This window comes from Embleya sp. NPDC055664 (assembly GCF_053618075.1).
In genome coordinates this window covers 33,770-54,592 of the sequence record NZ_JBSHGZ010000054.1, presented here as the reverse complement: position 1 = coordinate 54,592, position 20,823 = coordinate 33,770, and the positions used below count along the sequence as shown (strand labels likewise).

Annotated in this window: 14 protein-coding genes; 7 read left to right on the top strand and 7 right to left on the bottom strand. The window is 71.9% G+C overall.

The window, feature by feature from the left end:
- Nucleotides 1-91: 91 nt before the first annotated feature.
- From ACWGR4_RS45120 to ACWGR4_RS45100, 5 genes are all read right to left on the bottom strand, one after another.
- Nucleotides 92-313, bottom strand: a complete 222-nt coding sequence (locus tag ACWGR4_RS45120) for a hypothetical protein (protein WP_452130415.1) — start codon at nucleotides 311-313, stop codon at nucleotides 92-94.
- A 176-nt stretch (nucleotides 314-489) separates the two neighbouring features.
- Nucleotides 490-1,629: a hypothetical protein gene (locus ACWGR4_RS45115; protein WP_452130416.1), complete on the bottom strand. Its 1,140-nt coding sequence runs from the start codon at nucleotides 1,627-1,629 to the stop codon at nucleotides 490-492.
- The gene (locus tag ACWGR4_RS45110) at nucleotides 1,626-2,738 is read right to left on the bottom strand and encodes a hypothetical protein (RefSeq protein ID WP_452130417.1); all 1,113 of its coding nucleotides are present in this window, start codon (nucleotides 2,736-2,738) and stop codon (nucleotides 1,626-1,628) included. The genes ACWGR4_RS45115 and ACWGR4_RS45110 overlap by 4 nt, the downstream gene beginning before the upstream one ends.
- Before the next feature lie 129 nt (nucleotides 2,739-2,867).
- Nucleotides 2,868-5,453 carry a protein kinase domain-containing protein gene (locus ACWGR4_RS45105; protein ID WP_452130418.1) on the bottom strand — a complete coding sequence of 862 codons (2,586 nt, stop codon included), beginning with the start codon at nucleotides 5,451-5,453 and terminating at the stop codon, nucleotides 2,868-2,870.
- A 122-nt stretch (nucleotides 5,454-5,575) separates the two neighbouring features.
- The gene (locus ACWGR4_RS45100; protein ID WP_452130419.1) at nucleotides 5,576-7,783 is read right to left on the bottom strand and encodes a protein kinase domain-containing protein; all 2,208 of its coding nucleotides are present in this window, start codon (nucleotides 7,781-7,783) and stop codon (nucleotides 5,576-5,578) included.
- Nucleotides 7,784-7,955: 172 nt separating this feature from the next.
- Here ACWGR4_RS45100 and ACWGR4_RS45095 point away from each other — a divergent pair, with 172 nt between their 5' ends.
- Nucleotides 7,956-8,300 (top strand): SH3 domain-containing protein, encoded by a 345-nt coding sequence (locus ACWGR4_RS45095; protein WP_452130420.1) that lies wholly within the window; start codon nucleotides 7,956-7,958, stop codon nucleotides 8,298-8,300.
- A gap of 92 nt (nucleotides 8,301-8,392) precedes the next feature.
- Here the strand turns inward: ACWGR4_RS45095 and ACWGR4_RS45090 are convergent, their stop codons facing one another.
- Complete coding sequence (locus ACWGR4_RS45090; protein WP_452130421.1) at nucleotides 8,393-9,166, bottom strand: TIGR03084 family metal-binding protein; 774 nt, start codon at nucleotides 9,164-9,166, stop codon at nucleotides 8,393-8,395.
- Between the two features lie 209 nt (nucleotides 9,167-9,375).
- On the opposite strand from ACWGR4_RS45090, the gene car reads away from it, so the two are divergent.
- From car to ACWGR4_RS45060, 6 genes are all read left to right on the top strand, one after another.
- Nucleotides 9,376-12,891, top strand: a complete 3,516-nt coding sequence (gene car / locus ACWGR4_RS45085) for a carboxylic acid reductase (protein WP_452130422.1) — start codon at nucleotides 9,376-9,378, stop codon at nucleotides 12,889-12,891.
- A 192-nt stretch (nucleotides 12,892-13,083) separates the two neighbouring features.
- Nucleotides 13,084-13,998, top strand: a complete 915-nt coding sequence (locus ACWGR4_RS45080) for an aromatic prenyltransferase (RefSeq protein ID WP_452130423.1) — start codon at nucleotides 13,084-13,086, stop codon at nucleotides 13,996-13,998.
- A complete protein-coding gene (locus ACWGR4_RS45075) occupies nucleotides 13,995-15,650 on the top strand; it encodes a PucR family transcriptional regulator (RefSeq protein ID WP_452130424.1) in 1,656 nt (551 codons plus the stop codon). Before ACWGR4_RS45080 ends, ACWGR4_RS45075 begins: the two co-directional genes overlap by 4 nt.
- A 119-nt stretch (nucleotides 15,651-15,769) precedes the next feature.
- Nucleotides 15,770-17,215: a diaminopimelate decarboxylase gene (locus ACWGR4_RS45070; protein ID WP_452130425.1), complete on the top strand. Its 1,446-nt coding sequence runs from the start codon at nucleotides 15,770-15,772 to the stop codon at nucleotides 17,213-17,215.
- Complete coding sequence (locus tag ACWGR4_RS45065; protein WP_380007547.1) at nucleotides 17,212-18,045, top strand: M55 family metallopeptidase; 834 nt, start codon at nucleotides 17,212-17,214, stop codon at nucleotides 18,043-18,045. Before ACWGR4_RS45070 ends, ACWGR4_RS45065 begins: the two co-directional genes overlap by 4 nt.
- Nucleotides 18,046-18,107: 62 nt before the next feature.
- Nucleotides 18,108-19,547: an amino acid permease gene (locus tag ACWGR4_RS45060; RefSeq protein WP_452130426.1), complete on the top strand. Its 1,440-nt coding sequence runs from the start codon at nucleotides 18,108-18,110 to the stop codon at nucleotides 19,545-19,547.
- Nucleotides 19,548-19,551: 4 nt separating this feature from the next.
- Here ACWGR4_RS45060 and ACWGR4_RS45055 read toward each other — a convergent pair whose 3' ends face one another.
- Entirely contained in the window at nucleotides 19,552-20,808 is a 1,257-nt protein-coding gene (locus ACWGR4_RS45055; protein ID WP_380007541.1) for an SLC13 family permease, read from the bottom strand.
- Between the last annotated feature and the right edge of the window lie 15 nt (nucleotides 20,809-20,823).

Here is a 20,823-nt window from a genome sequence, read left to right as displayed (position 1 = left end):
CAGTTGCCTTCGCGTCACACCAAGACGATCTACCAGACCAGGACCGCCTTGACGACGAATCCCACAAATTGATCACAACCCGATACGCGACCTAGTGCATCCACAATGCCCAGGCGTGGTCGTTGACCTGTTCGCAGTAGAAGTAGGCCCCGTGGTTCGGGTATTCGGCCACGGCTCCGGCGCGGCAGTCCTCGGCGGACGGGTAGTAACCCACGATGTACGTGAAGTCCGGACCGCCCTGGGCCACCGCGGGGGCGACGGCGCCGGCCGCGAGTGCGAGGACGAATGCGAAACCGGTCAAAACCTTGCGCATGAGCCCAACCCCATTCTCCCGGACGATCCGGTCCGGGGAAACGACGTACGAGGACTGACGGTTCGTACCGCGGCGCCCCCAAGCTAGTCGTCCCCCACACGCCGAGACAATAGGTCTATACCTTTGGCTCCTGAGATTCCGCTCCGCGGCGGCGCGCCCGTGCGCCCGCGCGGGGGTCAGGGGAAGTGTTGGGTGCGGGGGGCGAAGGTGGATTCCGGGCCGGGGGCTCGGCCTATGGACCAGATGGTTGTGGTGTTGGGGACCGGGGTCAGGCTGAGGGTGGTCGAAGGGCCTTCGCCCGGGACGGCGGGTTCTTTGTACTCGGTGAAGGATCGGCCGGTCCAGGCGAGGAAGTCCGGGCCGGGGATCAGGGGTGGGGAGTTGCCCGGTGGGGCCCATTTTTGGGAGCGGATCACCGAGATCCAGGCCAGGGCGCCGGAGGGAGCGGGGGCCAATGAGGTGATGGCGCCGAAGTCGGTGGGTACGGCGACCCGGTGCCACGTCAGACCGTCCCAGCGGACCAGCAGGGGTGGGATCGGGCGGCCGGGCGGGCCGCCGATGAATCCGGCGGTGCCGCCCGCCCATACCTCCGTCGGCGAGACCGCCAGTACGCTGCCGACGCCCGAGCGGGGGAAACCGTCCACGATCGTCTGCTGCCACGCCTGACCGTTCCAGTGCGACACGGTCGCGCCCGAGGCGCCGGCGCCCGCGGCCCACACGTCGTCGGCCGCCAGGATGTGCAGGCCGTACACGGATCCGGGCGGTACCGGTAGGTCCCGCCAGGCGCGCCCGTCCCAACGCAGCAGCGCCTGCGCGTCGTTGCGCGTGCCGATCAGCCAGACCTGGCCGCCGCCGGCGACGACTCGGGTCGGCGTGACACCGCGCGGCGACCGGCCCTCGTACCAGGCGGAGCCGTCGGAGCGGAGCACGTGGCCGCCGCCCGCCGCGTCGCGGCCGACCGCCCAGATCGCGGTCGGGGAGGTCGCGGCGATGGACGACAACTCGCCCTGCCAGGTGATCCCGGGCAGGCTGCGGCGCTGCCACGCGGCTCCGTCCCAGCGCAGCACCAGCGGGAAACCGGGCGCCTCACGCCCGACCGCGTCCGCGCCCACGGCCCACACACGATCCGGTCCGAACGCCACGGCTTCGTTCAGGGTGGCCTGCGGGCGTACCTCCGCCGAGACCGGAACGTGCTGCCAGGACGGAGGTTCCGCCGAGGCCGAGGCCGAGGCGGAGGCCGCGGTCGAGGCCGGCGGGACGAGGGTCATGCCCGTCATGGCGACGGCGACGGCCACGACCACAAGTCGGCGTGTCATGGTCGACCTCCCAGTCGCTCGCTCATCAGGTTCGGTTTCGAGCCGTAGATCTCGACGGTGCCGAAGGACAGCAGAGCGGATCCGACGGTCGCCAGTGCGCGCGGTTTCACGTCGATCGCGTTCGGGCGCTCGGGGCCGTAGGAGAACGTGGTGCGGAGGCCGTCGACCCGCGCGTACTTCGACTGGAACGCCCGGTCGCTGCGCACCGGCAACCACAGCGCGCCGTCCGGGCCGCGCACCATGGCCTCGGTGGAGATGTCGCCCAGCGGCGGGTAACGGGTGTGCCAGGCACGCCCGTTACCGGTCGTCAGGTAGGTGCGGGCCACACCGTCGGTGTACCTGCTGCCGCCGATCGTGATCCGGCCAAACGGTTCGAGGACGATCGTGTGCACGTTGCTGTTCGGCGGCAGCGGTACCTTCGCGTCCCGCCACGAACTGCCGTCCCAGCGCAGGATGGTGCTCCCGTCGGCGGTGTCCGCCCAGGCCCAGACGTCGTCGGCGGCGCGCGCGGTGATCCCCATCAGGAACAGCACGCCGTCCGGGGTGGACTGTGTGGTCCAGCCGGAACCGTCGTAGCGCAACACCTTCAGTCCGGTGTCGTCCTCGCCGACGACCCACGCGGCACCCGGTACGGCGGTGAAGTCCTGGTAGGTCCACAGGGTTTGCGGCAGCGGGACGGCACTCCACCCGGCCGCCGACCGGCGCAGGATCTCCGCGATCCCCACGCGGTAGTGGAAGATCCACACCTCGTCGCCGACGAACTGCACCCGGCCGAGCGCGCCCGGCTCGTCGGCGCCGGGGAAGGAGGTGTCCCGGCTCCACGCCGTGCCGTGCCGGCGGTACAACGTCGGCCGGGATCCGTCGGCGGCGTTCTCGGACCCGGTCGCCCACGCGTCACCCGGTCCGCGGGCGGCGAGATCGGCCACGCTCATCGGCGGGGCCGCCGCCGGCACGGGCAGCGCCGACCATCTCGCCGATGTGGATTCCGATGTCGATGACGCTGTCGAATTCGACGCCGGTGCGGCGGGCGTCGCGGCGGTTGCGGCGGGCGACACCACCGCCGTACCCGCGATCACAAGGCAGACGACGACCGCACGAAGACCGTTCACGAGACCTCCCGAGAACGTGAGGATCGCTCAGCCTATGGGCATGAACCCGGCCGTGAACAGACGGCATATGGCCGATCCGAGGCATCGTTTCGACGCCGTGGTCGTGGCCGATCGGTCCCGGTGTCCGGCTTACCCGGCCGCGTCGATCGTGGTGAGTTGGAAGCCGTATCCGATCACCACGATGCCCGCCGCGGCGGTCAGGATCGGGCCGACGCGCTCACCGGGAGGCTGCACCGGGAACGGGTGTTTCCACCGGGTCGTTCCGGTGGTCGCCTCGACCGCCCACAGTGTTCCGGTGCCGTCCGCGACGTACACGTTGCCGAAGTCGTAGCGGACCATGGGGGCTTGCGTCCCGAACGTCGGTCGGCCGGGGGAGCCGCCGGGTATCGAACTGCGCCAACGCAGCGTGCCCTTCCTCGCGTCGAGGCAGTAGAGCGTGGTCTGCGTGGTGGCGAAAACCGTGTCGCCGTCGGTGTTCGACGCGCAGTCCGTGAAGGTCTCGCCGGGGCCGGCGGCGGGGAAGCCCCATACCGGCTTTCCCCGGTCCGGCTCGACCAGGTGGACCCGGTCCGCGCAGTAGACGAAGCCGCCGGCGGTCCAACACACGGGGATCGGGGGCCGGGTCACGGGGACGTACCCCTGCGTCGACACGGGCGGTACGTCGGTGCTCCAGCCGCGGGCGCCTCCGCGCGTCGCGTCGAGCGTCACGAGGCGGCCGTCCGAGCCCCGGTCGTGGTCGCCGTGCGACAGCAGGTTCGGGCCGTGCGGGGGGACGAACAACCCGTCGACGTCCGTGCCCACGGTCTCCCATACGCCGGTCCGGGTGCGGACGTCGACGGCCCAGACGAACCCGAAGGAGGACAGCGTCGTCGTCTCGCCGGTGATCCCTCGGCCGGTGACGAAGGCGATGTCGTCGACGATGCCGGCCACGCCCGTGGGGGTCCACTCGACATGTGGGAGCGGGAGCGTCCACAACTCCCTTCCGGTGCCGGGCTGGACGGCGCTCAGCACGTTCTGCCGGACGGCGGCCTTGGTGCCGGTGAGGTAGGCGACCCGGTCGTCCCCGGCGACCCGGCCCGCGTCGTTCCAACCCCCGGCCAGGGGCAGCGTCCAGCGCGGTCGGCCCGCGCCGGCGTCGAACGCGTCCCGGCCGTTCTTGCCGGTGGCGATGACCGAACCGCCGTACACGGCCACGTCGGTGACGGGTCCACTCGCCTTGGCCGTCCACGACGTCGCTGCGGCGGGGCCGTCGAGGACACCCTTGCGGCCGGTCGGCGCGGGCAGCGGCGCATGCGGGACGACCGGCGGCGGGACCGGAACGGTGGCCGGCGGCGAGGATCCAGGACCGGCGGGGGGCGGCGTCGCGGCCGCGCCCCGGGCCGAATCGGCTTCCCCCGGCAGCAGGACGGCCGCCACGCCGCCGGAGACGGCCACCGCTGCACCGGCGGCGAGGCCGAGGAACAGCCGCCTGCGCAAGACCTGTTGCCGAGCCTGCCCCGGCGGGACCGGGCTTTCGGGGCGGGTGGATGCGCCGAGCGGCGACCCCGTCCCGGGCAGTGCGGAGACCCCGGGCAGTGCGGAGACCCCGGGCGGTGCCGATGTCTCGGGCAGCGCGGCGATCCCGGGCGGTGGCCACGCTCCGGGCGGCGCGGCGATCCCGGGCAGCGCCGACGACTCGGCTGATGCCGAAGTCTCGGGTGCCGCCGACGCCCCGGACCGGGTGGGCGTTCCGGACCCGGCGGACGCCCGCGCCGGCGCCGGCGGCGTGGGTCGGGCGTCCGTGCCCGTCGTGGGCGGGGCCTGGTGCCCGCTCGCCGCGTCCCGCGCCGCCGGCAGGCCCGTCAGGACGTCGGCCGCGCGGCTCACATCGCGCGTCACCGCGTCCGGCAGCCAACTTCCCCCGGCCGACCCGCCCTCGTCCCGGCTGACGAAGTCGATCAGCGCTCGCGGTGTCGGACGTCGTACGGGGTCCTTGTGCAGACACGCCGCCACCACGTCCCGGATGGAGGCCGGCAGCGCGCCGACATCGGCCGGGTCGCCGACGACGCGCCGGAGCACGGCGGCGGGCGGCCCGTCCCCGAACGGCCGCTGCCCGGATGCCGCGTACAACATCGTCGAGCCCAGCGCGAACACGTCGCTCGCCGCGCTCACCGACCGCCCCAGGGACTGCTCCGGCGACATGTACCCCGGCGATCCCACGACGGTGCCCTCCCGGGTGAAGGACGTGCCGTCCAGCGCGTGGGCGATGCCGAAGTCGATGACGTGGGGACCGTCCAGCGCCAACAGCACGTTGCCCGGCTTGAGATCGCGGTGGATCACCCCCGCCGCATGGATCCCGACCAGCGCCTCGGACACCCCGGCCAGCAACATCCGCAACGAAGCCTCGGGCAGCGGCCCGTGCCGCCGCACGGCGTCGTACAGCGACAGGCCCGACACGAACGCCGTCGCCATCCACGGCGGATCGCCGTCGGGGTCCGCGTCCACGACCGGCGCGGTGAAGGCCCCGGACACCCGCCGCGCGGCTGCGACTTCGGCCCGGAAGCGGTTGCGGAAGTGCTCGTCGGCGGCGAAGTCCGCGCGGATGACCTTCACCGCCACGGCGCGTCCGGCGGCGGAGCGGCCGAGGTAGACCTTCCCCATGCCGCCGGAGCCGAGCGGCAGGAGCAGGACGTACGGGCCGACCCGTCGAGGATCCGAGGCGTCGAGCTGTTCCATGGCCTGCTGCCGTCACCCTTTCGTTGGTGAACGCCCCGACTTGGAGCGGGAGTTCGGATATCGCCCGGGTATCGTCCGGGCCGATCGCGCGTGTCGTGGCGATTGTGTGGGCGGTTCGGCGGCTACGCTCCGCTCGCGGCGACGACCACCAGCGAGGTGCGGTTGGCGCCCCACACCCGACCGCCGCCCACTGCGGTGAGCAGGACGTTCGTCGCGTCCTGGGTGGGGTCGCTGTACTTCCATCGGCCCTTGCCCGTCTCGGCGTCCACCGCCCAGAGGTTCGCCCTGTCGTCCGCGACGTAGACGTTGCCGTCCGCGATCCGGATCCCGGCCGAGTCGGATTCGCGGAGCGAACCCTCCTGCGGCGCGGTGGCCCACTTCGGCGCGCCGGTCGCCGCGTCGAGGGCGATCAGGCCGGCGGCGCAGGTGATGTACACCGTCCTTCCGTCCGGGCTCGCGACCGGTTCCCCGAAGTTGTCGCCGCCGTTGCGGCCGGCCCGGAACGTCCAGCGCTGCCGGCCGTCGAGCGGGTCGACCGCGGTGACCGAGGATCCGGCGTACACGTAGGCGCCGCCCGCGAAGCACGCCCGCGACTGTGCGTAGGTGCCGAAGGAGCCGCCGGGAACCGGGTTGCGCCAGCCGCGTCTGCCGGTCGCCGGGTCGAGCACGACGACCGCGCCGTCGCGGCCCACGCCGCCGCCGGCCGCGAGGATCATCGACTCGGGCGTGGGCGGTACCACCAGCACCGCAGCCACGTCGGTGCCGGTTTCCTGCCACAGCGTGCCGCGCTTTCGGGTGTCCACGGCCCACACGAAACCCTGCATGGGGGAAGTGCCGATGATGTCGCCGGAGACGATCACGGTGTCGCCCAGGATTCCGGCGACGACCCGCAGGAGCCGACCGCCGGCCGGCTCCGCCACCGACCACAGGATTTTTCCGGTCGAGACGTCCACGGCGTGCAGGCCGTCGACACGCGTGGAGCCGGCGTTGCCGCAGAAGTAGAGGACGCCGTTGCGCACGATGCCCGGCCGATGCCTGGCCGACGTGGCGTCGATGTGCGCCCCGGTCGGCCCCCAACGGGCCTTGGCGTCCAGGTCCAGGCCCTTCGCGTCGAGCAAGCCGAAGGTCACCAGGACGTCGCCGCTCAGGACGAGGCCCTCGCACGGCTCGCCGAGGTCGCGCATCCGGCGGACGACGGCGTCGGGAGCGGTCAGGGGCGTGGTCGGCAGGGCGGCCGGGGCGGGTGGGGCACCGGTCGGACGGGGACGGGCGGACTCGCTCTTGCGGCCGGCGTTGTCGACGTTGCCCCCGCCCCGGTTCGACAGCGCGACGGCCGCGGTGACGCCGCCGGCCACCGCGACGGTGCCGGCGACGCCGACGAGCAGGGCGCGGCGACCGATCGTTCGGGCGGTGGGCGGTGCCGGCGGCTCGGGCGGGGGAGCGGTGAGGGTCGACGCGCGGACCGCCATGATGTCGGCGGTCAGCGGCCCGGGCAGCCAGCTCCCGGCCGCGACGTCGACACCCTGGCGTTCGATGTCCTCGACCACCTCGGCCGGTTCGGGCCGCTCGGCGGGGTCCTTGGCGAGGCAGCGCAGGATCAGTGCGCGCAGCGGCTCGTCGAGCCCGGCCAGCGGCGCGTGGTCCGGCTCGGTGCCGGCGACGCGGAACATCAGCGCCGCGGCGTTGCCGGTCCCGAACGGCGGCAGCCCGGTGGCGGCGAAGTACGCGGTGGCGCCCAGCGAGAACACGTCGCTGATCGGGGTGAGCAGCCGCTCCAGGGCCTGTTCGGGCGACATGTACCCGGGCGAGCCGACCACCGCACCGCTGCGGGTGTGCGAGGTTCCCTCCACCGCCCGGGAGATCCCGAAGTCGATGACGTGCGGTCCGTCGAGCGCGACCAGGACGTTCGAGGGTTTGAGGTCGCGGTGGATCAGGCCGGCGGCGTGTACGTTGCCGAGCGCCTCCGCCAACCCGCCGATCAGCATGCGCAGCGCCGCCGCGGGCAGCGCCCCGTGCCGGGCGACCGCGGTGGACAGGGGTACGCCGGGCACGAACGCCGTCGCCATCCAGGGCACCGGGGCGTCGGGGTCGGCGTCCACGACGGGGGCGGTGAAGGCACCGGAGACGCGGCGGGCGGCGGCGACCTCCTGTCCGAAACGAGCCCGGAACACCGGGTCGTCGGCGAGTTCGGGACGGACGACCTTGACCGCGACGGTACGTCCGCCGGGCGAACGACCCAGGAACACCTTTCCCATGCCGCCCGCACCGAGCAGGCCGAGCACGGCATACGGTCCGACCCGCCGCGGATCGGCGGCGCCCGACAACTCCATGATTCCCCTCTTCTGCGGCGATGGCCAGGATACCGACCCCAAGATCACGCCGCGGCGGGCCTCCGGCGGCCCGTCGGAGGGGGCCGTGTCGCGCGAACCGGATATCCGCGCGAGTGGGGTAGCGGAAGGATCGGGGCGTCCTGTTCCTCATGTCGACCAAGGGAATTTGCCAGTGAGCAGAGTGGGTAGGAGCGCTGCGGCCGTCCTGGCGTCGGTGTCGTTGTTCGCGGGTGTGGGCGTCGCGCTCGCACCGTCGGCGTCCGCCGTGAGCAACCCCGGATGTACCCGGGATCTCCACGACCACACCGCCAAGATCACCGGCAACAACGTCAACCTGCGCAAGGGCAAGGGCACGTGGACGCCGATCCTGCGGGTGCTCCAGAAGGGCGCGAAGGTCACCGTCTACTGCCGGGGCGTTGTCTACCGGGACGGTGACGCCGAGGCCGGCGAGTGGTACTACGTCAAGCACCAGGCGTCGGGTATCAAGGGTTGGGTGTCCGTCAAGTACGTCAGCTGATTCACGGAGCCGCCGATCCACGGATCCAAGGAATCACGACCGTGCACCCCGGGCGGTGGTTGCCCGGGGCGCACGGCGATCGGGCGGCTTGCTCAGAGGAAGACGCGGGCGTTGTCCAGCCACGCCCGTGCGTCCCCACCGACCGCCGTGAGGTCCGTCGCGGCCGGGGACCTGCGTTGGGTGACTCGGAGACAGAAGTCGAGGGCGCCGCCCTCCACCCGCTGCGCCGCATCCGCCGGGCCCCATGTCCAGGTTCGGCCGTCGGGGCCGGCCAGTTCGACCCGGAACGGATCTGTCGGAAGGGGCAATCCGGCGGCGTGGAACGAGAGTTCGCGTCCGATCACGCCCAGGGTGGCGATCTGCCGGAGTCGATCCGTGGGACGGCGTGCGGCGCCCACCGCATCGAAGACGTCCTGCCCGTGGGCCCACACCTCCATGAGCCGAAGCGGCGCCATGAGCGTCGCGGTCAACTGTGAGCCGTACCAGGGAAATCCGTGCTCCGTCGGTAGGTCGCACAGTGCCGCCGCCACCTCGGCGCGACCGGCGCGCCACTCGTCGAGCAGTACCGAGCGTGGTTTGGCGGCTCCCGCGGCGGCTTCGAGATCGGCGTGTCCGCTGCCCGCGGCTTCCGTTTGTTTCAGTACGGCGTCGAACGCCTCCGGGGTTCGTATGGCGATGAGGACGTTCGCATCGGCCGCGGCGAGATGCGCGATCTGGTGGGCGATCGTCCACCCCGCCGCCGGCGTGGGGTCGGTCCAGTCGGCGTGCGCCGATACCAGGGCGTCGAGTTCGTCTCCCTCGGCCACCAGGTCGGACAGGGCGACATCGCGTTCCAGACCGGACACGTCAAGGCCGTAGTTCAGCATCCGACGTCGCCTTTCGGTTGTTGGCATGCGTCCACCGAAACATCGTAGATGTCGATCGTTTTCGTCCGGCGGCGACGGCGACGGGAGCCGTTTAGGGTGGTTCCGTTCGCCAGGTCGGGTGCATTCGGGGGCGGATCGGCGTTACGACAGGGGGGTCGATGGGAGGCTTTCGGTGGAATCGATCCCCTCGTTCGGAAGGTTGGTGAGCCGTGTCCCCGTCATCCGCGACGTGCGACCGGGACGCCGTAGCCCCCGGCTTCCCGAAGCCCGCCGATGTGGTGGCGGAGGACGCGCAGTTGCGCGCCGCCGTGCCCGTTCCCTCGGTCGGCGCCGCGTTTCGGGACTCCGCCGACAGCCTGGTGCGAAGCGTCGCGCTCCTGATGGAAGCCTACGCCCGACGTCCCGCCCTCGGTCGGCGCGCGACACGCACGGTGCTCGATCCGGCGTCGGGTCGCACCACACTGGAACCGCTGCCGTGGTTCGACACGATCACCTACGCCCAGTTGTGGGAACGGGCCGGCGCGGTCGCGGCCGAGTGGACGCGGGACGCGGGGCGTGCGGTCGATGCCGGGGATTTCGTGGCGGTGTACGGCTTCGTCGGCGTCGACTACACGGTGCTGGACCTGGCGTGCCTGCGGTCGGCGGCGGTGTCCGTGCCGTTGCCGTCGAGCGCTCCCGTGGCCCGGTTACGGTCGATCGTCGACGAGGTCGGGCCCCGGGTCCTCGCGGCCGGCGTCGAAGTCCTGGACAACGCCGTCGAGTTGGTGTTGGCGAGCACGTCGAGGCCCCGGCTCGTGGTGTTCGACCACCACCCTGAGGTCGACGATCAGCGCGAGCGCTTCGAGGCGGCGCGCAGGCGCCTGGCCGAGGCCGGACTCACCGGGATCGACACCCTTACCGTCGTCACCGAGCGAGGGCGCACACTCCCACCCGCCGCCCCGGCGCGCCGGCCGACCGCTGCGGACGAGGACACGAACGCGGACACGATGCGGCTGCTCGTCTACACCTCCGGCAGCACGGGGGAGCCGAAGGGCGCCATCTACACGGAGCGTATGCTCCGGCGACTGTGGATGGGCAGCATCCCCGATGACGGGCTACCCTGGATCACCGTCCAGTACCTGCCGCTGAGCCATGTGGCGGGCCGTACCGTCCTCTTCCACACCCTGGGCCACGGCGGCACGGCGTACTTCCCCGCGAAGAGCGACGCCTCGACCCTCTTCGACGACATCCGGCTCGTCCGCCCGACGCAGCTGATGCTGGTGCCGCGCATCTGCGACACGCTCTATCGGCAGCATGGCCACGAACTGCTTGGGCCGAAAGAGGAGTTGGGCCGCGAGTCCCGCCTCGGCGGCCGGGTGTTGCGGGTGATGTGCGGCAGTGCGCCGCTGTCCCCGGAACTCGCCCGCTTCATGGAGTCGTACCTGGGCCGGACCGTGCACGACAGTTACGGATCGACCGAGGCCGGCGTCGTATTGTTCGACTCCCGCGTACAGCGGCCCGCGGTGCGTGACCACAAGCTCGTCGACGTACCGGAGTCGGGCTACCGCACCACCGATCTGCCGTATCCGCGCGGCGAGTTGCTGATCAAGTCGGAGTTCGTCACCCCCGGCTACCACGGACGGCCCGGGACGACCGACGAGGTCTTCGACGAGGACGGGTTCTACCGAACCGGCGACATCATGGCGCGGATCGGCCCGGACCGGCTGGTGTACGTGGGCCGCCGCAACGACGTGCTGAAGCTGGCCCAGGGGGAGTTCGTCGCACTCTCGCGGCTGGAGAGCATCTTCGCCACCGCGTCGCTCGTGCGGCAAATCTACGTGTACGGCAACGGCGAACGTGCCCATCTGCTCGCCGTGATCGTGCCCACCGAGGAGGCGATGGCGCGGGCCGAGGGCGACGAGTTGCGGCGGGCACTGGGTGAGTCGCTGCAACGGGTCGCCAGGCAGGCCGCGTTGGAACCCTACGAGGTTCCCCGGGACTTCCTGGTGGAGACCGAGCCCTTCGACATCGGGAACGGCCTGCTGTCGGAGCTGCGCAAGAACGTCCGACCCCGGTTGAAGGAGCGCTACGGGGATCGTCTGGAACGGCTGTACGAGCAGACGGTGACGGGACGGCCGGACGAACTGCGCGCCCTGCGCGAGGCCGGCGCCGATCAACCGGTGCTCGCGGCCGTCCGCCGGGCCGCCGGCGCATTCCTGGGGCTGTCGGTCGCGGATCCGGGGCCGGCCGCGCGTTTCACCGACCTGGGGATCGACTCGCTGTCCGCGCTGGCGTTCGCCGAACTGCTCCGGGACGTCTTCGGGGTCGAGGTCCCGGTCGACATGCTGCTCGGCCCGGCGTGCTCCATGCGGGCGATCGCGGAACACATCGAGGCGGTACGCGAGTTCGGTGAGGCACGACCCTCGGCGGGCTCCGTGCACGGCGCCGGCGGCGACGTGGTGCGGGCCGTCGACCTCACACCGGACCGGTTCATCGACGCAGCCACCCTGAAAGCCGCCTGTTCGCCGGCGGCACCGGTACGGCCGACGGCGACCGCGACCGTGTTGCTGACCGGCGCGAACGGCTACCTCGGCCGATTCGTATGCCTCGACCTGCTGGAGCGCCTGGCCGGCACGGGCGGTCGGCTGGTGTGCATCGTGCGCGGCCGGGACGATGCCGAGGCCCGCCGCCGGCTCGATGCCGCCTTCGACGACGGTGACGACGGGGAACTGTCGCGCCGCTACCGGGTCCTGGCCGCCCGGCGGCTCGACGTGCTCGCCGGGGACATCGGCCGGGAGCGGTTGGGCCTCGACGCGGATACGTGGCGGTGGCTGACCGAGGAGGTCGATCGGGTGTTCCACCTGGCCGCGCTGGTCAACCACGTGCTGCCGTACGACCAGCTCTTCGGCCCGAACGTGGCCGGCACCGCCGAGCTGATCAAACTGGCGCTCACCGGGCGGATCAAGCCGTTCACCTACCTGTCCAGCGTCGGCGTGGCCACCGGAGTCGAACCGGCGCGGCTCGACGAGAGCGCCGACATCCGCGAAGCGAGCCCCGAGCGCCGCCTCTCGGACGCCTACGCCACCGGCTATGCGGCCGGCAAGTGGGCCGGTGAGGTATTGCTGCGCGAAACCCACGAGCGGTACGGCCTGCCGGTGACCGTGCTGCGCTCGGACATCATCCTCGCCCACCCCCACCACGCCGGTCAGCTCAACGTGACCGACGTGTTCACCCGGCTGATGCTGAGCCTGGTCGCCACCAAAATCGCGCCGGCCTCCTTCTACCGGAGGGACGTCGGGGCCCAAGGGCCACGCGCGCACTTCGACGGTCTGCCCGTCGACTTCGTCGCGCGGGCCGTCGACACCCTCGGCGCCCGCGACGGGGACGGCTTTCGTACGTACAACGTCGTCAACCCCCACGACGACGGCATCTCGCTGGACACCTTCGTCGACCGGCTCGTCGCGACCGGCCACGACATCGAACGCGTCGACGACCACGGCGTCTGGTTCACCCGCTTCGAGGCCGCGCTGCGGGCGCTGCCCAAGACGCGGCGTCGGCACTCCGTACTGCCTCTGCTGCACACCTTCCGGCAACCGGCCGAACCCGTGGCCGGCTCGCGTTTCCCGGCCGGACGGTTCGCGCGGGCCGTGCGGGCGACGGGGATCGGCGAGCCGGGGATTCCCCATCTGTCCGCCGGGCTGATCGACAAGTATGCGGCGGATCTGCGCCGGCTCGGGCTGATCTGATTTCACGTCGATAATCGTCCGGCCCGACCGGAACTCGCCCATTCGGGCGCCTTTTCACACCCGATACTCTGAATGTGATTCGTGTTCCGCGACATACCGACATGTCCTTGCAGAGCTTTATGGGATCGTGAGTGAATAGCCGCTCCGCGGTTTCGTCAATTCCTATGCAAAAACCGGGAGCGCATCCTGATTATGTCTACCATCGAATTTTCTCCGTCCCGATTCCTCGCGGACATCGAAACGACCGCCGACCTCCTGGGCGCCGACTACTGCGCACCGATGACCCGCCGGGTGCTGGATGTGTTCGAGGAGAGCTTCCACCGGGGGGCGGTGCTGTGGCGCACCACCGACCGGCCCGGCGGCGCGCTGAACTATCGCTTCTACGAGCGCAGGCCCGTCGACACCGTGCACATCGCCGAGCGGGCCGGCTTCATCCCCGCCCGCAGCCCTGCCACCGGTCTGATCCGCGCCTGGAGCGCGCTGTACGCGGGGTCGAGGGAGCTGTGCGACTTCGACTCGGCGCAGGGCCTGGTCAAGACCTGGGTGTATCTGGACGGGAGGCGGCCCTTGGAGGAGGTCCTCGGGCCGCGCGAGATCCCGGACTCGATCCGCCGGCACGAGAGCCGTTTCCGCGAACTGGGCCTGACGGTGGTGCGGAATGTGGCGGTGGACTATCAACAGGGCACCGCGAACCTGTACTTCCGTACCGCGGAAGGCATCGACGCGAAGTCGACGAAGCGACTGCTCGCGCTGTCCGGGAGCGCCGGGCCGGACGCGCGGACTTTCGCGGACATGCGCGCCTTCACGGCGCCGGGCGGGTATACGTTCTCGGTGACCCTGCGGATCGACACCGGACGGATCGAGCGCGTCGGTATCTATGCTCTTCGGCTTCCCGTCGGGCGATTCCCGCACATCGCCGGCCGCCTGGCCACATTCTTCGACCGGGTTCCCTCGCACGACGAGGCGGAGATGAATGCCGTGGCCTGGTCGTTCGGCGCGGGAAATCGCCACTATATGAAGGCCGAGCGCAGCTACTGCGGCCGGTTGGTCGCACTGATGCACGACTGCGACAGCCCGATGACCGTGCCCGGCATCATGGGTGTATGACCGAGCGTGAAACCTCCGGCCGTTCCGCTGCGGCGACGTTGGCCCGGGTGCTGGATCTGATCGACCCCGGGATCATCGACGTCGTGGTGGCGCCGCGCGGGACCGACGTGCCGGTGCGCGGGGTCATCCTGTACGACCTGGGCGACGAGGACGCCGACGGCGCGGCGCTCGCCGGGACGATCCTGCTCGGGGTGGGCGTGGACCCGCGCGGGCGCGACGCGGTGGAGGCCGTGCGGGCGGCCCGTGACGCGGGGGCGAGCGCGCTGGTGCTTCGGCGCGGGGCGGCCGGAGTGGATCCCGCGGTGGTCGAGGCGGCCGAACACGGCGGAACCGCCCTGCTCACCCGGCATCCCCGACGCGGCTGGACCCACGTGCTCGGCCTGCTGCGCAACGCCTGCGCGCAGAGCGGCACCTTCGAACTCACCGCCGTCGACAGCCTGCGCCCCGGGGACCTGTCCGGCCTGGCCAATACGGTCGCCGACCTGGTCGGCGGCGCGATCACGATCGAGGATCCGCAGTCGCGGGTGCTGGCCTACTCCCGGATGGACCACGAGCCGGATCCGATGCGCCGGGCGACCATCCTGAACCAGGAGGTGCCGCGCTGGCGGGTGGCGGAGCTGCGCGAGAGCGGCTTCTTCCGCACCCTGTGGGGCACCGACGATGTGGTGCGGCTGCCCGCCGACGAGCGTTACGCGGAGCGGCTGGTGATCGCGGTGCGCGACGGGGGAGAAGTGCTCGGGTCGATCTGGGCCGCGGCCGACGGGCGCCCGCTCGCGCCGGACGCGACGGCGGCGCTGCGTACCGCCGCCCGGGCGGCCCTGCCGCACCTGGTCCACCACGAGACGCGCGGTCGCGAGGCGGCGCGGCGGCGGGAGGAGGCGGTTCACACGCTCCTCGGCGGCGGCGCGGGCGCGGAACAGGCGGCCCGGACGGTGGGGGTGCGCCCGGATCGGCCGTACATCGTGATCGTGGTCGAGGCGTACGAGCGTTCCGCGACGCAGGCCGCGGCCGACCCGCCCACGCACGCCGAGCAACGGGTGCTCGATGTGCTCGCGTTGCAGGCGACGGCGCTGCGCCCGGAGTGTGTGACCGCGCGGGCCGGGCGGCGGTTGTTCGTTCTGACGCCGGCGGGCGACGCGCACGCGGACCCGGCGCGGGACCTGGTCGCCACGGCGCGGTCGGTTCCGGGCACGGTCGTCTTCGCCGGGGTGGGGCCCACCGCCGGGCGGCCGGACGAGTTGCCCGGTGCGCGCGAGGAGGCCGAGATCGTGGTGCGGGTGCTGCGCGAGCGGGCGGCGGCGTCGGCCGGGGCGCCCGCGTCCGCGTCGGCGCTGTCCGCCGACCTGGTGTCCGAGGTGGCCCTGGTGCGCCTCCTCGACCGGCTCGCGTCGTTGTGGCCGATGGCCGGACCGGTGCACGAGATGGTCGAGCACGACCGCCTGCACGGATCGGAGTACTCCGCGTCGGTCGGCGCGTACCTGGGCGCCTTCGGCGACACCGCCGCCGCCGCGCGCGGGCTGAGCGTGCACCCGAACACCCTGCGCTATCGGCTGCGCCGGGCCAAGGAGCTGTTCGGAGTGGACCTGGACGACCCGACGGGCCGACTGCTCGCGGACCTCGGGCTGCGGTTGGCGTACCGGGCGCGCCCGTGAGTCCAGGGTGCGGCGGGCTGCGTTTCATGATCATTTTCTTGTGATGGCAGACAACCGATGCCTCCGCCTTTGGTCGCCCGTGACGCTGACCCCCGCCCACGCCCGGATCCAAGCTGTGCATGCGACTCGAACGGGTCGCGAACACTCGACATCTCCGAGGTGTGGTGCACGTGACTTCCGCAGCGGCCCGACGGCGTCGATCGGCCCGAGAGGCGGCCCTGGCCCGAGTGGTCGAGCAGGGGCTGCTGGGCCCGGAGCAACCCCTGCTGGGACTGCTCGACGTGGACGGCATCCGGGCGTCGGTCCACGCGCTGGCGGCGGCGTTCGGCGACACCCCCGTACTGCACACCTTCGCCGCCAAGGCGTGCGGCCTGGTCCCGGTGCTGCGCCTGCTCGCCGACGCGGGCATGGGCTGTGAGGTCGCCTCGCCGGGCGAACTCGAACAGGCCCTGGCGGCCGGGTTCACCCCCGACCGGCTCGTCCTGGACAGCCCCGCCAAAACGGTCGAGGAACTGCGGTACGCCCTCGCGCACGGCATCGCCGTCAACGTCGACAACTTCCAGGAACTGGCGCGCATCGATGCGATCGTGGCCGAGCGCCCGGCGACGGGGCCGATCGGGATCCGGGTCAACCCGCAGGTCGGCGCCGGCACGATCGGCGCGATGAGCACCGCGACCACCACGTCCAAATTCGGCATCGCGCTGCGCGACCCGGGGGCCGTCGAGGCCGTGGTCGAGGCGTTCGCCCGCCGGCCGTGGCTGAACCGACTGCACGCGCACGTCGGCTCCCAGGGCTGCCCGCTGTCCCTGATCGCCGCCGGCCTGCGGGCCACCTACGAACTCGCCGAGCACGTCAACGCCGTCCTGGGCCACCGACAGATCACCGGCCTGGACATCGGCGGCGGCCTGCCCGTGGACTTCACCGGCGACGAGGACGACCCGACCTTCGCCGACTATGTCGCCGAACTGCGCGCAGCGGTGCCCGAACTCCTGGACGGCCGCTACGAGTTGGTCACCGAGTTCGGCCGCTCGCTGCTCGCCAAGAACGGCACGATCGCCTCGCTCGTGGAGTACACCAAGAGCGCCGGCGGCCGACGGATCGCGATCACCCACGCCGGCGCACAGGTCGCCACCCGGACCGTGTTCATGCCCCGGGCGTGGCCGCTGCGCGTGGGCGCCTTCGACGCGCACGGCCGCCCCAAGCACACGCCGGAGGAGATCCAGGACGTCGCCGGCCCGTGCTGCTTCGCCGGCGACCTGACCGCCGTCGGCCGCGCGCTACCACTGCTCGAACCGGGCGACGTGGTCGCGCTCTACGACACCGGCGCGTACTACTTCTCGTCCCACTTCGCCTACAACTCGCTGCCCCGACCGGCCGTGTACGGCTACCGGGTCGTGGACGGCGAGGTGCGCCTGGCCACCGTCCGCGAGGCGCAGACCGTTCGCGAAGTGGTCCTGGAGAGCGGGGCGGCGCATGTGCACGCCCTCGTGGACCTGGGGTCCGCGACCTGCTCGGGGTACCCGTCCGAGCACGACTGTCCCGACCCCGAGGAGGTGGCGGTATGACCCGCGTCCTGATCTCCGCCGACATGGAGGGCGCCACCGGCACGGTGCTGCCCGCCGACGTGCGCGCCGGCAACCCGCGCTACGAACGTTTTCGGCGCCTGCTCACCGGCGACGTCAACGCGGCGGTGGCCGGATTCCTGGACGGCGGCGCCGACGAGGTGATCGTCAACGACGCGCACTGCGGCATGGACAACGTGCTCCTGGAGGAACTCGACCCGCGCGCGGTGCTCATCGTCGGCCGCAACAAACCCCTCGGCATGCTCCAGGGCCTCGAATCCGACGTGGACGCGCTGGCGTTCGTCGGCTACCACACCGGCGCGGGCGAGGCCGGAGTGCTCGCCCACACCTACCTCTCGCACAGCATCCTCGGCGTGCGCGTGGACGGCCGCGCGGTCGACGAGGGGAGCTTCAACGCACTCGTCGCCGCCGAGGCCGGGGTGCCGGTGGTGCTGGTCACCGGTGACGACGCGACCTGCGCCGAGGCCGCGCGCTACGCGCCGGGCTGCCGTACGGTCACGGTGAAGACGGCCATCTCCCGGCATGCGGCGATCTGCCGTACGCCCGCCGCGACGGCGGCCGACATCCGCCGCGAGGCCGCCGCCGCGTTGGCGAGCCCGCTGGATCCGGGCCCCGCGATGCCGGCCCCGCACGTGGTCGAGGTCGACGTGGACAGCCCCTACCTCGCCGAACGGGCGAGCACGATGGGCGGGGTCGACGTGATCGGCCCGCGCACCGTGCGCCTGGCGGCCCCCGACGCCCGTACGGCGCTGCGCCGGTTCCGGGCCCTGACCTGGGTGATCGGCGCCGGCCGCGAGGGCGACTGGACCTGACCGGTCGCGCGCCCGCCTGTTCCCTTTCACCTCTCTCGTTCCCCGCCCCCGCAGGAGTCTCCATGTCGTCGCAGCCGCAGCCCACATCCTCGACCGAACAACCACGACTCAGCCGTTCGCTTCGCAACCGGCACATGGCCATGATCGCGATCGGCGGGGCGATCGGGGCCGGTCTGTTCGTCGGCAGCGGCAGTGTGATCAAGACCGCCGGGCCGGCCGCGATCGTGTCGTACTGTCTCGCCGGCGCGCTGGTGTTGTGCACGATGCGCATGCTCGGCGAGATGGTCGTGGCGAGACCGTCGTCGGGTTCGTTCTCGGACTACGCGCGCAGTGCCATCGGGCCCTGGGCGGGATTCACGATCGGCTGGCTGTACTGGTACTACTACGTGATCATCGTGGCCGTGGAGGCGGTCGCGGGCGCGGCCATCCTGCACGCCTGGATCGATCTGCCGCTGTGGGTGCCGGCGATGGCGCTGATGGCGGTGATGACGGCGACGAACCTGCTGTCGGTGAAGTCCTTCGGCGAGTTCGAGTTCTGGTTCTCCTCGGTCAAGGTCGCCGCGATCATCGCGTTCCTGGTGGTCGGGGGGCTGCACGTGTTCGGCGCGTGGCCGGGCAGTTCGTTCGACTTCGGCAACCTCACCTCGCACGGCGGTTTCGCGCCGAACGGCTTCACCTCGATCTTCTCCGCGATCGTGGTGGTCATCTTCGCCTTCGGCGGCGCCGAGATCGTCACGATCGCCGCCGCCGAGAGCAAGGAGCCCGAGCGCTCCGTGGCCAAGGCGACGACCGGCATCATCTGGCGGATCATCCTGTTCTACGTCGGCTCGATCTTCCTGGTCGTCACGATCGTCCCGTGGGACGGCGCCGAGGTGCTGGCGAGCCCGTACGTCGCCGCATGGGACATCATCGGCCTGCCCGGCGCGGGAACGGTGATGGACATCGTGATCCTCACCGCCGTGCTCAGCGTGCTCAACTCGTCGGTGTACGTCTCCTCGCGCATGCTCTTCGCGCTGGCCTCGCACGGCGACGCGCCCAAGTGGTCGGTCCGGACCAGCAGGCGCAACGTCCCCGTGCGGGCGATCCTGGCGGGCACGGTCGTCGGCTGGGTCTCGGTGGTGTTGGCCTACCTGTCGCCGGACACCGTGTTCACGTACCTGGTCAACTCCTCCGGCGCGATCGCCATCTTCATGTACGTCATGATCGGCGCCTCGCAACTGCGCATGCGCCGCCGGTTGGAGCGTGAGGCCCCGGAGCGACTGACGCTGCGGATGTGGTTGTTCCCCTACCTCACCTGGATCGTGATGGCGGGCTTCGTCGCCGTGCTGGTGGCGATGGCGGTCATCGACGACCAGCGCACCCAACTGTTCACCAGCCTGGGCAGCCTCGCCGTCGTGCTCGCCGCGTACGGGCTGCGCCGGGTGTACGGCCCGCGCCCGGCGGCCGGGTCGGGCGAGCCCCGGGACCCGAAGGCCGCTCCGGAACCCATCGCCACGCCGTAGCGGATCAGACGCCGATGACGGTGAGGGAGAGCCACAGCGCCGGCACCGACAGCAGCAGGCCGGCGGGCACGGTCCACAGGCCGAGTCGGGTGAATCTGCCGAGTTCGACCTCGCCGTCGTGTTCGTGCACGATCCGCCGCCACAGCAGGGTGGCCAGGGAGCCGGCGTAGGTGAGGTTGGGTCCGAGGTTGACGCCGAGCAGCACCGCGAGCACGGCGCCGGGCCCGGACGGCGCGGTCAGCGGCAGCAGCACCAGTACGGCGGGCAGGTTGTTGACGATGTTCGCGAGCAGCGCGGCCAGCGCCGCGATGGCGAACAGGGCCGCGAGGCCGGTGCCGTCCGGGATCAGCCGGCCCAGGGCGTCGGCGAGACCGTTGTCCACGACGGCGCGGACCACGATGCCCAGGGCCAGGACGAAGGCCAGGAACGGGATCGCGGCGGCGCGCACGATCGCGGTGGGCGTGGTGCGCCGCCGGACCAGGGCTCGCACGGCCAGGACGACGGCGCCGGCGAGGGCCGCCCACGCGGGGTCGACGCCGACCGCGGAGGTCAGCACGAACCCGGCCAGCGTGCAGGCCACGGTGACCAGGGCGAACAGCGGCACCTCCCGGGGTTCGGCGGTGGGCGGCGCCTGCGCGCCGGCGTCCAGGTCCGCGGCGAAGAAGCGCCGGAAGACCAGGTACTCGGCGGCGATGGCGACCAGCCAGGGCAGGACCATCAAGGCGGCGAAGCGGGTGAAGCTCAATCCGCTGGCCGCGAACGCGAGCAGGTTGGTGAGGTTGGAGACCGGCAGCAGCAGCGAGGCGGTGTTCGCCAGGTGCGTGCAGGCGTAGCTGTGGGGTTCGGGGCGGGCGCCGAGCCGGGCGGCGGTGACGAACACCACGGGGGTGAGCAGCACGACGGTGGTGTCCAGACTGAGCACCGCGGTGATCGCCGAGGCGGCGACGAACACCTGCACCAACAGGTGACGCGGGCGTCCTGCCGCGGTTCGGGCCATCCACGCCCCGCAGGCGTGAAACAGGCCCTCGTCGTCGCACAGCCGGGCCAGGACCAGCACGGCGGCGAGGAAGCCGATCACCGGCCCGAGCCGCGCCGCCTCGTCACCGGCATGGGCGGGCGAGATCGCCCCGACGGCGACCACCACCCCGGCGGCCGGCACGGCGACAACCGCCTCGGTCATGCCGAACGGGCGAACTACGGCGCACGCGAGCACGCCCAGAAGCAGTACGACGGAGACGGCCTCCGCCAACGAGGAATCCACCCGCCCGATCTTCCC

Excerpts from the sequence above, each read along its gene's own strand:
- ACWGR4_RS45115 (WP_452130416.1), bottom strand. The coding sequence starts at position 1,629 with ATGACACGCCGACTTGTGGTCGTGGCCGTCGCCGTCGCCATGACGGGC.
- ACWGR4_RS45070 (WP_452130425.1), top strand. The coding sequence starts at position 15,770 with ATGCGACTCGAACGGGTCGCGAACACTCGACATCTCCGAGGTGTGGTG.
- ACWGR4_RS45100 (WP_452130419.1), bottom strand. The coding sequence starts at position 7,783 with ATGGAGTTGTCGGGCGCCGCCGATCCGCGGCGGGTCGGACCGTATGCC.
- ACWGR4_RS45080 (WP_452130423.1), top strand. The coding sequence starts at position 13,084 with ATGTCTACCATCGAATTTTCTCCGTCCCGATTCCTCGCGGACATCGAA.
- ACWGR4_RS45060 (WP_452130426.1), top strand. The coding sequence starts at position 18,108 with ATGTCGTCGCAGCCGCAGCCCACATCCTCGACCGAACAACCACGACTC.
- ACWGR4_RS45120 (WP_452130415.1), bottom strand. The coding sequence starts at position 313 with ATGCGCAAGGTTTTGACCGGTTTCGCATTCGTCCTCGCACTCGCGGCC.
- ACWGR4_RS45090 (WP_452130421.1), bottom strand. The coding sequence starts at position 9,166 with ATGCTGAACTACGGCCTTGACGTGTCCGGTCTGGAACGCGATGTCGCC.
- ACWGR4_RS45105 (WP_452130418.1), bottom strand. The coding sequence starts at position 5,453 with ATGGAACAGCTCGACGCCTCGGATCCTCGACGGGTCGGCCCGTACGTC.
- ACWGR4_RS45065 (WP_380007547.1), top strand. The coding sequence starts at position 17,212 with ATGACCCGCGTCCTGATCTCCGCCGACATGGAGGGCGCCACCGGCACG.
- ACWGR4_RS45075 (WP_452130424.1), top strand. The coding sequence starts at position 13,995 with ATGACCGAGCGTGAAACCTCCGGCCGTTCCGCTGCGGCGACGTTGGCC.